6 protein-coding genes are annotated in these 13,016 nt (G+C 41.2%); 5 read left to right on the top strand and 1 reads right to left on the bottom strand.

Going from position 1 to position 13,016, the window contains the following annotated elements; genetic code table 11:
- Positions 1–233: 233 nt before the first annotated feature.
- Genes Q0976_RS17395 through Q0976_RS17385 form a run of 3 tightly spaced genes read left to right on the top strand, consistent with a single transcriptional unit; the run spans position 234 to position 7,546 of the window.
- Positions 234–3,089, top strand: coding sequence for a hypothetical protein (locus tag Q0976_RS17395; protein WP_299495140.1), 2,856 nt, complete (start codon positions 234–236; stop codon positions 3,087–3,089).
- Positions 3,090–3,102: 13 nt separating this feature from the next.
- Positions 3,103–6,933 carry a hypothetical protein gene (locus Q0976_RS17390; RefSeq protein WP_299495139.1) on the top strand — a complete coding sequence of 1,277 codons (3,831 nt, stop codon included), beginning with the start codon at positions 3,103–3,105 and terminating at the stop codon, positions 6,931–6,933.
- Positions 6,934–6,937: 4 nt separating this feature from the next.
- Positions 6,938–7,546, top strand: coding sequence for a hypothetical protein (locus Q0976_RS17385; RefSeq protein ID WP_299495138.1), 609 nt, complete (start codon positions 6,938–6,940; stop codon positions 7,544–7,546).
- Positions 7,547–8,306: 760 nt separating this feature from the next.
- Here the strand turns inward: Q0976_RS17385 and Q0976_RS17380 are convergent.
- The gene (locus Q0976_RS17380) at positions 8,307–9,044 is read right to left on the bottom strand and encodes a YciK family oxidoreductase (protein ID WP_299495190.1); all 738 of its coding nucleotides are present in this window, start codon (positions 9,042–9,044) and stop codon (positions 8,307–8,309) included.
- A gap of 272 nt (positions 9,045–9,316) precedes the next feature.
- On the opposite strand from Q0976_RS17380, the gene Q0976_RS17375 reads away from it, so the two are divergent.
- Together Q0976_RS17375 and sohB are read left to right on the top strand one after the other, a co-directional pair.
- Positions 9,317–11,809, top strand: coding sequence for a VolA/Pla-1 family phospholipase (locus tag Q0976_RS17375; RefSeq protein WP_299495137.1), 2,493 nt, complete (start codon positions 9,317–9,319; stop codon positions 11,807–11,809).
- Positions 11,810–11,984: 175 nt separating this feature from the next.
- A complete protein-coding gene (sohB, locus tag Q0976_RS17370) occupies positions 11,985–13,016 on the top strand; it encodes a protease SohB (protein ID WP_299495136.1) in 1,032 nt (343 codons plus the stop codon).

The raw sequence follows: 13,016 nt of genomic DNA, 5'->3' as shown, positions 1-13,016 counted from the left end.
GTTCAAGCGCTTAATGTTTTGGCTGTTAGTTTTAGTGATGAGGTTAAGCCAACGGAGTGAAAAAGCGTTTTCTAAAACGTAAAAGCACACAAGGACAGTGATCTGAGATTGCCCTATCGATTGTCTGCCGCATGAGGTTGCCGCATTAGGTTGCCAAAAATACCTGTATGCAAATGTGATGGCCTCGATTTTCCTTCCTTGTGTTTTATTTTTTAAACCAATGAAGGTTTTTTATGTTGTTATTTGTTAATACTCGCCGACATTTATATCGGCGAGGTGGTGTGAATCGAATGGTTAATTCGGTGGTGGCTCCAATTGAGAGCATGGTTAAGAGCATGGTGCACTTGAGCTTGTGCATCAGTATTATGTCGGTGTGTTCGGTCAATGCCTCGACCTTTGATCTTCAAGCTGTTGGTAAGATTAAGGGCAAACTTATTCAGCACTCTAATACTCAGCAAGATATGCTGGTACCTGCAGCGCCTAAAAAAGGGGTCTCTTACAATAAATTCGGTGAATTTTCGGTATCGAAAAAACCTTTAGTGATTTTCAATGGTGGCGGTGCAAAGGGGGCTTTCAATGCTCAAGCCCCCGCGAAAACCATTGTCATCGAAGCGACTAAAATGGTTTTAGAGCAAGACATTAAAATTGTCGGTCAACCCGCTGATATTCTGCTGCTGGTGAAAGGAGCCAAACAAACCATTACTTGTACAAATTGTGGTTTTGACAATATTAATCGTGTCACTATGGCGGTTGCGACAATGGGAAGCAAGCCAGAAGACATGCTTAAAAAGGGCAAGGTCGGTCAATTATCCGCGCGCGCTGGTGGCACCATTAAGGTGAATAAATTATCGGCGCCGGGAATTTTGTCTCTAGAATTATTGGCGGATAATATCACCACAGCAGGTGTGCTTGATTTAAACCTACGTGCCGATAGCCACCCGCAAGGCGGTTACATTGTTCACCCTAAGGGCAATAAAATTGTTGGCTCTGGTGGCATTAACCTCTATAGCGGGCTATTGACAATCAATTATGATGATTTAGCCATTAAAGCGGCGAAGGAAAGCGCGAGCAGTCATACTGTGGGCGGCAATCTAAAGGCGGCCAGTATTGCCATTGCCAGCCCCAAAAAAATCGTCATTGCGAAAAACACTAAGCTCAATACGGCATCAGATATATTAGCCACCAGTACCCACAATGGCCAGTTCTATGCTCCCAATGAAGGCATTTATTTGCAAACCATTGCGGCATCCAACACATTGACCAATAAGAAAGGGGGAGAACTGCATCAAGGTGTCGAGCTGCGAGGTCAACTCATCTCAGATAATCTGCTCAGCATTAAATCCTCAAAGGATATTAAGTTCACCACCTCAGCAAAAGTCATCACCCATGATGCTAAATTCATGGCCATTACAGATGTGAGACAACAAGGCTTTATCCAAGCCGACAATCAAGTGGATATTGCCGCCAAGCGAATGATCAACAATGCTAAGATCACCGCAGGCATCCTTAATATTGAAACTACCTATAATATTCACAACAGTTTTGGCGGCAGACTAAAAGCCACTAACATGGCGCTTAAATCTAATAAAGGCTTTGTGGTTAATGGTTCTCGTAGTCAGCGAGAAGCTTACTCTGATGGCAGTTTAAAAGCCTTACCATTAACGAAGGATCCAACGGCGCTAAAGTTTGGTATTTTTTATGATGTCAATGAAAAAACGGGTAAGGTCAATAAACAAGTATCGGCGCATATTTTAGCCAATAAGCTGGCCATTCAGGCTAAAGCTATTGAAAATATTAACCCTTATTCACTCGAACAATCTAACAAAAAAGAGTGGAGTGCTGGTATTAGAGTCGATAATCGGCAAGCGCAGCAAGTATCCATTCAGGTAGAAAATCAACTGGATTTAAAAGCGGATATCTATGTATTGAATGCTTCAGCTATTTTGGGATTGAATCAAGCAGGTAGAGTGACTATTGATACTGCAAAATTTAGTAATGAGCGTTATCGGCTGCAAGCTGAATCTTATGCGTTTAAGCAATTGCTTTATGATCCTGCTAATCCGAAAGAGGAAAATGAATCAGAAGAGGGGGTTGTGACAAAAATTATTGCTTATTCTCCCCCTGCGCGTTTTTATAGTTTTGGTGATCTCCATATAGGAAATAAGCTTAAATCAATAAAAGGGAAAGGTCATTTTATTAATGAGTTCTCTTATTTTGAAGTATTTCAAAATAGTCATTTTAGAAAAACACAATTTAATAGCTTTGGTTTGGAGTTATCTAAAGTTACTGACATTGTTCCATTAACGGGAGTGCGAGAATGTTTACGGTATCGTAATTGTGAAGATGAAATAGTCACGACTTTAGCAGAGGCAGAAACTTTAACGGCATTCCACGGTAATGTGTATGGCGTAAATAAGAACAGTCCTTCTTTTGCAGATTTGGAAATTGGCAACATTAATGTATTAGATGCCAAAAAGAGTCGTTTAGTTAAAGATTACTTAGCCAGTTTATTTGTTAAGAAAAGTGAATATGATTATACAGAAGTTAAATCTTCTCAAGTCGATGAACATTATATCAAAGGTGATTTGAGAAAGTGTAAACCTAAACTTAATGGGAATTTATTTGAATTATTACGTGGTGCTGATATTGCGTTTGGCAAAAGTTGTAAAGTCAGTCAATTTTCAAAGAGTATCGATGAACTTGTAAGTGAGGATTTGGATAATCGGGAATGGGGGAGTTCTGGCTATACCAATAAAGAGATTAGATTAGCAAGTGAAGCTTATGTAAAGAAGTTACCTTTATCATTGCAGCCTGAATTTAGCATAGAAGCTAAAAAACTATGGGAATCTTATGTTGCTCGGACTAAAAAGAAATATCACATAAAATTTGATAAATTTTTACCTAAAAAGAATAAGCATATCAAAACTATCGGTATTGAAAACTATAAAAATGTACAAGTACATTTTAATCAAAGTGCTAATTATTTTCGTATTGCTCCTAACAATCAGGGTAAAGTTAATCAACTACTTACAGCATCTGGCTTCCATACCTTAACAACCAAAGATCTCATGAAACATTTGCCAAAATAAGTGAATTAAATTAATGAAAGCATTTTTTAAACCGCGCAGGGTGGTGAGCCCTGCCGCCAATTTGTTGCGCCAATTTGTTGGTTTACCCATATCCAATTCTTTTTCTTTAGGGCAAATGCAGCAGCAATTGACTGGGGCGCAAAAAGCCCAACAGGCTCAGCAAGAGGCACCCTCAACTGAACAGCCAAAAACGCTTTGGCAGCGCTTCACAGCGTACCTAGTCACCTTTGTGATGTTAGCGCAAATTATCGTGCCCGGCGTGGCCTCGGCGGCGCAAATTATTACCGACAGCCAACTGCAAGGCGATGTCAGCAGCAGCGCCCAATTTGAGCGTGCCAAAGGCGACAAGCACCTCTACCAGCGCGCCAATTATGTGGAGGTAGGTAAAAAAGCCGCCTCGCAACACATTGCCAGCTTTCAGCAAAAGTTGCTAAAACACAATAAATGGGCATTGCCAGCCCCTAGCATGATCCCTATCATGACGGGGGATATCACCATCATCATTCCGCATTTTGGTGTGCCTAAGCTCATTGGTGATGAATTTGTTCAGTCGCGGCTCATTCGCTCACAAGTGTTTAACTTGCTGAATCGTAATTTACTCAGTGAAGCCTATGCCACTGAGGCGGTTCAAATTAATGACTTGTACAATGCTGCCTTCACCTTTAGTAAAAGCAAATCCGCCATCAAATGGGGCATTAAGTTTGGCGACAAGCTGACCCAAAGCCAAGTGAACAGTTATAACAAAAACCTTATTTGGCCCGAGCGACGTAAAATCAACGGTCAGTGGGTGTTAGTGCCTATCGTGCATCTGCCTACCCAAAATGTTAAAGACTTAATGCTGTCCAGTCATGAAGTCCGCATTGGCGGCAGTCAGGCCACTTTTAATAGCGTCACAGTGAATGCGGGTAAACTTTATAGTGCACGTAACACTTTTATTAAAACCTTAGGTGACTTTACCGTTAAGCCTAATGCCACTGTGGTGGCGTCTGGGGATCTCAATCTACTGGTGGGTGGCACACTGCAAAACCTGTCTGGCACGATATCGGCCAAGCAGAATGTTAACATCGTGGCCAATCAGTATCTGCAAAAAACCATGGTGCACCGCTATGCAACGCCTTATGAGCAAGGTACCCGTTTAGGGCCCATTGCTAGCGTTAATGCGAACGGCAATATTAGCATTCGCAGCATGAATGACATCATCATTCAAGGCGGTAAGGTCGACAGTAAAACAGGGTCAATAACGCTAATGGCCGATGGCAATATTGCCATTGTCAGTCAACAAACCAGCTATGTGCGCAATGATAAAGTGGGTGGCTATGACACAGAGCAGTCGGTGGTCAGCCATACTGCCTCTGTCCTCAGTGCCAAAGACAGCATTTATTTGATGGCCTCAGGCGTTATTCAAATTAATGCCTCAACCTTAACCGCCGATCAAGGCGTGATTGAAATTTTGGCCGATCAAGGCATTTACATCACCAACGAGTTTGATGAGTTTCAACAAAGCCGCCAGGGTAAAGTCGGTAACGTTACCCTGCAAGAGCAAGAGTTTCAAACCATTGCCATTCGCTCGGCGTTAGAGGCGGGTAAAGGCGTGCTCATCGCCTCAGATTTTGGTGATATTACCCTTAGAGCCACAGACATTAAATCCGGTGACGGTACCCAAATCACTGCCAATGACGGCGCGGTGAATTTATTGCTTGCTAAAGAGCAAGATCACTACTTCATGAACCGTGTCAAAGAAGGCATGTGGAAAATAAAGACCGAAACCATTAACAATAAAGTAGACACTGCGGTGTATAACAATATCGTCGGTGGCGTCAAAATTCATGCGACTCATGGCTTAAGCATCGAGCTGGGTCAAAATGAGGACATAACCTTAGATGACATTCTCAATGAGTTCAGCAAAACTCAAGGCTTGTCATGGATGGCGGATCTTTATAACGATCCTGAGTATCGCGACAACATAGAAACCAACTATCAAGAACTGCTTAACATTCACGAGCATGATAAAACCAGTAGCCTAAGCCCTGCCGCCATGGCGGTGATCGCCATTGCGATGTCTGTGGCGATGGGGCCAGCTGCTTTAGCGGCTGCAGCAGCCGCCGCGCCGCTAGAAGTAGCTATGGTCGCAGCTGTTAATGCGGGTATGCAAGCGATTGCGACACAAACGGTAATGAGTCTTGCTAATGGTGATAGTTTGTCGACTGCGGTAAAAGGGTTGACTAGTCACGATAGCATTAAAAATCTAGCTATGACTATGGCAACTGCCGGAGCACTGGAATATGTCGGTGGTATGGATTTCTTTGATGCCACACAAGAAGTTATTAAAGATGGTAAAGTTGTTAAAGAGGTCAATACTGGCATTCAATTAGCCAATCAAGCCACGCAAATGGTGACTCACGCGACGGTGAATGCGGGGATCAATACCATTTTTTCCCATGGTCATTTAAGTGATTTTGGCGATCAATTTGTTCAAAACTTGCAGCAAGATGCCATTAATCAACTCGGCAGAAGTATGGCGAAGGAGATAGGTCAACTAGCCAAAGACAAGGATATTAATCAGCTAGTACGCTATATGTCACACGCTGCCTTAGGCTGTGGTATCGGCTTAGCCACGGCCAATGTGCATGGCAGCGATAAGAAAAATAAAATCAGTTGTGTATCCGGCGCAGGTGGCGCTGTGGTCGGTGAGGTAATTGGGGATATTTATAAGAGTCAAACAGAATATGATAATAAAATAACGGAAGTTGAGAATGCATTTCAAGAATTAGGTTTAATTCAAGATCCTGATTTAAGGTTAGCTGAAGAACAATTAATTGAGAAGCAATATAAAGCTCTTGAAAAATTAAGAAAAACAGGTACTGATCTTGCTAAAATAGGAGCGGCATTGGGAGCCTTTGTGGCCAATGCCGATGTGAATATTGCAGCGGATGCAGGTGCTAATGCTGCTGAAAATAATGCATTATTTTTATTACCTTTTGCTGTAATGGCTTGGAATGCATATAACGTTTATCAAGATATACAGAAAGTTATCATTTTTGTTGAAGATTATAAAACTGCATCGGAAGAGAAAAAAATTGACGTAATTAAGCAGTTTGCACAAGATTATGTCACTGATTCAATCATTAATAAAACTGGTGCTGGAATGCTAAAAGGTGTTCTTGCACAAATGAAAAAGAATGGCATTGGTCAAAATGTGATTAATGAAATGACTTATGCCATGGCTTTAATTGAAAATGGAGATATATCAAGTTACAAGCCTGGGGGGGGGCAAACAAAAAGTAATAAAGGTGTTTCAAATCAATCTGGTAGTGGGTCTAAGTCAGATAAGTCTAGTGATAATAAACAATCGAATAAGTTGCCTACTGCTAAGTTTGAAGAATTAACACAAAGCTTTGCTGATGAGGTCACGAGTAGTACTTTTGCTAAATGGAAGAAATCTATGCAGCAAAGTGGTATCAGTGATGAAAATATTAGAGATATAATACATCATGGTTCTATTAAAAAAGGAAAAAATATTTTTGGGGATAACTGGAAAAAATATTATTCTGAAATTTCTGGAACTTCTATACCTAAAGGTGAGATGCGTAAGCCGCATGCACATCATAAAGTAGAGAAAAAGGGTGGTCGTTCTGTGGGGGAAAGAAATAGAGAGCTTTTAAGAGAAGTGAATATTGATCCTGAATTGTCTAAACATAATTTGACTTGGGCGCCTAATGTTAAAGGCCAACATGGTATATATCCTCAAACACAGCTTTATGAGAAGTTACTAAAGGTAAAAGGAGATAGGCAGGGAATGATTAAAGTATTAAAAGAGTGGGATGATATTTCAAAATCTAGGTAATGAAATGAATATACTGAATATCAAAAATGAGTTATCAGAGCAGTTGTTAGCTGCATGTCAACAATCGCTACAAAAAATAGTAGAAGACTTCACATCTTCCTTGAGTAAGGACAGAATATATGCTTTTGTTTTATATCCATCTTCTGGTTTTGTAGATTTTGGATTAGCTTACTCAACAAGAGAGAGCTTAGCTAAAATAAATGAGAAAATGTCATCATTCATTAAAGATAATTCTGATTTACTTATTGATAACAAAGGCTCTATCATCCCTGATGATTATTGTGAGTTAACAGCCTGTGAATGGGACTATATCTGGCCTCACTTTGAATGCTTTGAAAATATCAACGATTTTCTTGACGAAAATTTTGATTTATTTTATGAAGCAGAAATGGAACCTGATGAAATAAATCTTTTGTTTAAAGGCATTGTAATAAATGTATTTTTTGAATTGTTGAAAAGAAAATCATTTGATGCTCATTGTTTTGAAAATGACCTATTATTGGGTGTGCAATTTCCAGATGGTAACAATACAGATCTCATTAAGTCTATTTCTAAAGAAGTTAACTCTGAATATTGGCACCAGAAGTTTATTAAGGTTGTTGAAAGTGATTAAAATTAACCAATCTCCTCATCATTAATTGATGTAATTTCAACAAAAACCACCGTTTCTGATATGACATTCAGCGGTGGTTTTTTATTTTATGAAGGATGCCATGCAGCGAATACATTTAGATGATGCCAGAACACCCAAAGCCCGTTGTTATCGAAAACTGATTTTATATGTTTTCATCATTCTGTTTGTTCTTATGTTGAATATTACAATATATTTAGTTTCAAAGGTCTTTGGGCTAGATATGTCTATCCCTATTAGAACGATGGATTCATTTGATACTTTTTTGTTTATAGTTTCATTGATAATCATGTTATTGATGGGATGTTTTTCTTATGGTGAAATGTTTGGCAGCGTTATTCAAAAAGTTTAATATTTAATTTAGATGGTAAGCGTTAATATACATTAACCAATCTCCTCATCGTTAATTGATGCAATTTAAACCAAAGCCACCGCTTCTGATATGACATTCAGCGGTGGTTTTTTATGGCCTATTTTTATTGGTTTTACCGTTATTGAAAGTGTTTGAGTGAACTGGCTCAAGTTTTGACTTAAGTCGAGTGGAGGTAATGTCAAAAAAAGATTAACTAAGACCCCCATCGTTAATTGATGTAATTTTAGCTAAAACCACCGCTACTGCTGATATGGCATTCAGCGGTGGTTTTGGTTTTCATGAAAGGGATTTGAGTGAACTGACTCACATTGGGGAGGGATCCCCGTGAGTCGACAGCGGCTCTCTTTATGACTTTCTTTATGGCATGAGTTATTGAGCGTTCAATTGCTGACCTGTTATGGCTGTGGAATCATCGCCCATTAAATAGAGGTAGGTAGGCATGATATCTTCAGGCGTATTAAGGGTGTCTGGGTTTTCAGCAGGGTAGGCCGTGGCACGCATCTCTGTTCGTGTGGCGCCAGGATTGATGGTATTGACGCGTATTGTGGTGTCTTCATACTCATGAGCCAGTAGCTGCATAAAGCCTTCTGTGGCAAATTTTGATATTGAGTATTCGCCCCAAAATGCGCGGCCTTTACGACCCACACTGCTTGAGGTTAATAAAATAGAGGCATGGGGGGCTTTTTTCATGGCAGGCAATAGGGCTTTTGTCATCATCAGTTTTGCATATAAGTTCACTTGCATGACTTCTTCAATGGAACTCATTGAAATTTGCTCAAAAGGCCCTAAAATGCCGAGTAAGCTGGCATTGTGAAGCAGTCCATCTAAATGACCGAATTGCTCTTCTATGGTGTCCGCCATATCGTTGTAGTTTTGTTCTGAGGCGCCTTTGAGATCAAGCGGAATAATGGCTGGTTTTGGATAACCTGCTTGTTCTATTTCATCATAAACAGCTTCGAGTTTCTTGACCGTGCGGCCCAATAAGATGACTGTGGCGCCATGGGCGGCAAATGTAATAGCGGCAGTGCGGCCAATGCCATCGCCTGCGCCCGTCACAAGAATGGTTTTGTTCATCAGTAAATCTTTTCTTGCTTGATATTCCAACATAGGTCCATTTTTCCTAGTGAGTCTAAAGCGGATGGTGTCTGCCACGATCGCCTAAATAAACAACTGTTTAAAACGTTTGAATAAGATTATTATTGTATAATACTAAAAGATAGTAACAAAAATGTAGCCAATTCAATGATTTTACGTTAAATTCTAATTCTCTTTTACTGAGTATAAGATTGACTCAGTGCAATATAGCCATATTTTACAGACTTTTGTGGCTAATTTCCTTCGGAAAATAAAATTATTACAACAAGATTTGGGAATTCAGAATGAAAAAACTTATGTTAAGTGTCGCGATAGCGTCAACCTTTGGGCTTACGGCTTGTGGAGAAGACAGCAGCGATGAAGTGACAGAGAAAACAGAATCCTTACAACCTTGGTCAAGTATTGTCTTTGATCCGGCCACGGCCGATTTTGCATTGCCTAATGATTTAGTGTTCAGTGGCACCGTGGATGGAACATTAAATGTCCCTGGTGAAGACACAGGTGATTATACCGATCCTGCTATTGCTTTGGGGGCATTAGATGGTTGGTCAACCACCGCGCCCATTGCTATCAGTGTGAATTTAGAAAATGATGCCGATGGTAACCCATTAACATTAATGGCGTCATCTGTTGTTCAACCAAGCGCTGTGCGCATGTTTGAAGCCGTCGCGGGTGGCGCATTGTCTCAAAAAGACGAATGTAAAGATGCGGCAACCTTGTCGGCGTGTGAAGTGGGCGATGAACTTGAATTTGGTGTGGACTTTATAACGAGTGTGTCTGGCGATCAAATTGTTATCGTGCCGCTGAAACCCCTCAAAGCGCAGCAGTCTTACCTTTATGCTCTGACCAGTTCAATTGAAGACTCTTCAGGTCAATCGGTTTCAGCATCAAAAACCTATACTTCGTTAAAGCTCGATATTGATGTCAATCCTTTAGCGTCACCAACCCAACTGACGTTACAATATCTCATTAATAGTTATGAAAAGGGGATGGCGGCAAGTCATGGTGTAGATGCCAGTACTATAACTTATTCGGCGCTGTTTACCACGCAATCAGTTGCCCCTGTTATTGAAACCACGAAACTCTTGATGGTGAATGCAACAACGGATAACCCTTATCAACCTGAATTGTCTGATTTTGCACCTAAAGGTTATACCGTTGCCCAAGCATTAGGCTTAAATGCAGCAGATGGTGTGTCGTATTTAGTGGCTGATGCAACGGATGTCTATAGCATGTCGTTGAAATTACCCATTTATAGCCAATGTTCATCGGTGAAATGTTTAGATGGCGATTTAAACCCTGCCGTTAATGGGTATTGGACAGCCTTGGGTGACAGTCCTGTTGCTGTATTAGCCGCGATTGAGGCAGGCACATTAAGTAAGAGTCATTTCATTACCCAAGCCAGTGCTTATGGTATCGATGGAACCGCAGCCTTAACGAACCCTGCTTTGTTAGTGGGTCAAACTTGGTTGTTAGATGATAATACCCCTGTTGATCCTGTAAAACATTTAACCCAATATAATCCAGTGCCAGCGATTACGGCTTATGAAACGGTGAATGTGCAAATTACCTTGCCGAATGTGACCAAAATGGCGGAGCTCTACACATTACAAGGCAAAGGCGATTTCACTATGCCTGCAACAGGCTGGCCGACAACCATTATGATGCATGGTCTAGGTGGCGGTAAAGAAATGATGTTGTCCACCGCGGGTAGTTATGCCGCTGCAGGTGTGGCAACGGTGGCAATTGATATGCCTTTACATGGTGAGCGTTCTTTTGATGCTAATGGTGATGGCGTTTACGATGTCAGTGCCACGGATGAGAGTTACGGCGCTGTGATTGGAAAGCCTGATGCGTTTGTTAATGGCAGCACCTTAGCGTTTGTCAACGTGGGTAGTAGCTTAACCGCCCGCGATAACTTCCGCCAAGCCATTGTGGATAACTTAGCCTTACGTTTAGGTTTAACCGGCCTTGCCATGGAGCTGGCTAATAACGAGCAGGCACAACTCTTTGATGCTAATAATATTAGCTTGCAAGGATTAAGCCTTGGAGGCATTGTGGGCACGAATATGGCCGCTTATGCCAACTCTGGAATGATTGACCCAAGTACGAATGAGCAAGTGGCGGTGAATCCTTATGCGTTAAATGCCGCTTCACTCATTGCGCCATCGGGCGGCCTGGCTGGCAGTTTTGTTGGTTCAGCCACTTTTGCACCAGCTCTTTATCAGACTGTGATAACCGATCCTGCTTTTATCGCACTAGTTGAAGAAGCGAATGTAAATAGTTTTGCTGCAGATACGCCTGAGTATACCGCTGTTGTTAATGCGGTATATGAAGCCTTTATTCCTACCTTTGCTTTTGCTGTGCAAACGGCGGTTGACAGTATCGACCCTATTAACTTGGCTAGCACATTAGTGGCAACTCAGTTACCGGTTCAATTACTTGAAGTGGTGGGTGATGGCGCAGGAAACTTAGCGGATCAAGTTTTACCTAATCAGGTAGAGAGCTTCCCGTTATCAGGTACTGAGCCTCTGATCAGTACACTAGGGTTGACGTGTGTGGACAGTGCTAAAGTGGGTTCAGGTGTTGTACGTTTCATCAAAGGTCATCACAGTTCAGTGGTTGATCCAAGTGAGAAAGACGGCATTACCGATGGGTATGCATTAGCGGCAACCGCTGAAATGCAAGCTGAAGTGGTGACGTTTGCCAGCACGGCTGCAACGGGTGATGCAACCATTAATGTGACTAATCCTGATTTGGTTCAAGCTTGTAACTAATTCTCGATAAATTATTTTAAAAACCCGGCATCGTCGGGTTTTTTTATTGCTGTTTAGGCTGTTACAATAGTGGCGTTGAGATCAGTATCATGATGGTATATTTAAGTCATATGACAGTTTGGTCTTTTGCTCACTTAGGTATATCGCTTTTTCGCAGGTTAATTCGGAGCATATAGTGGAATTTTTATACGAGTATGGATTGTTTTTTGCTAAAACAGTCACTTTAGTGATTGCCATTTTAGCAGTTGTGTTGGTGATTTTAGGCTCAGCAGTGAAGCAAAAAAGTGGTAAAGGCGAGTTAAGTTTGACAAATATGTCTGATGAACTTAAAAAGCTTAAGCATTATTTGAATGAAGACTTGATGTCTAAAAAGCAGTTTAAGGCTTATGAAAAACAGCTCAAAGAGGCACAAAAAGAAAAGGATAAAGCGGAAAAGTCAGTCAGTGAGCCGACCGTGGAGCCTAAAACATTTGTGATCAACTTTAAAGGCAGTATTGATGCTAATGAAGTGAGCTCATTACGCGAAGAGATCAGTGCAGTACTGGCCATTGCAACGAGTCATGATGAAGTGTTAGTTAATGTGGAAAGTGGCGGCGGTATGGTGCATGGTTATGGTCTAGCGGCAAGCCAACTGGATAGAATTCGACAAGCCGGTATTCCGTTATCGATTTGTATTGATAAAGTGGCTGCCAGTGGTGGCTATATGATGGCTTGTGTGGCAAATACCGTCTATGCCGCGCCTTTTGCGATTGTAGGCTCCATTGGTGTGATAGCACAAGTTCCTAATTTTAATCGATTACTGAAAAAGCATAAAATTGATTATGAGCAGCATACTGCTGGAGACTTTAAACGGACACTCACGATTTTCGGTGAAAATACCGATGAAGCCCGTGAAAAGTTTAAAGAAGAGCTGCAAGAAACCCATGTGCTGTTTAAAAGCTTTATTGCTAAATACCGCCCTGAGCTGGATCTTGATAAGGTCGCGACAGGTGAGCATTGGTATGGGCAACAAGCCATTGAATTGGGCTTGATTGATGAAATAGCCACCAGTGATGATGTGATAATGAAGCTGGCGAATGAGCGCAGTGTCTTTAAGGTACAGTATAAATTAAAGAAAAAACTGTCTGATAAAATAGCCCATGGTGCGCAATTGACCATTAATACTATTATGAATCAATTTGCCGCAAAAGATCAGCCATTGAAGTAA

The sequence above is a fragment of the uncultured Shewanella sp. genome (genome assembly GCF_947501665.1).
Classification (GTDB): domain Bacteria; phylum Pseudomonadota; class Gammaproteobacteria; order Enterobacterales; family Shewanellaceae; genus Shewanella.
This window is presented reverse-complemented; position numbering and strand designations above follow the sequence as displayed.

Coding starts and splice junctions, on each gene's coding strand:
- Q0976_RS17380 (WP_299495190.1), bottom strand. CDS start 9,044: ATGTTGGAATATCAAGCAAGAAAAGATTTACTGATGAACAAAACCATT.
- Q0976_RS17375 (WP_299495137.1), top strand. CDS start 9,317: ATGAAAAAACTTATGTTAAGTGTCGCGATAGCGTCAACCTTTGGGCTT.
- Q0976_RS17385 (WP_299495138.1), top strand. CDS start 6,938: ATGAATATACTGAATATCAAAAATGAGTTATCAGAGCAGTTGTTAGCT.
- Q0976_RS17395 (WP_299495140.1), top strand. CDS start 234: ATGTTGTTATTTGTTAATACTCGCCGACATTTATATCGGCGAGGTGGT.
- Q0976_RS17390 (WP_299495139.1), top strand. CDS start 3,103: ATGAAAGCATTTTTTAAACCGCGCAGGGTGGTGAGCCCTGCCGCCAAT.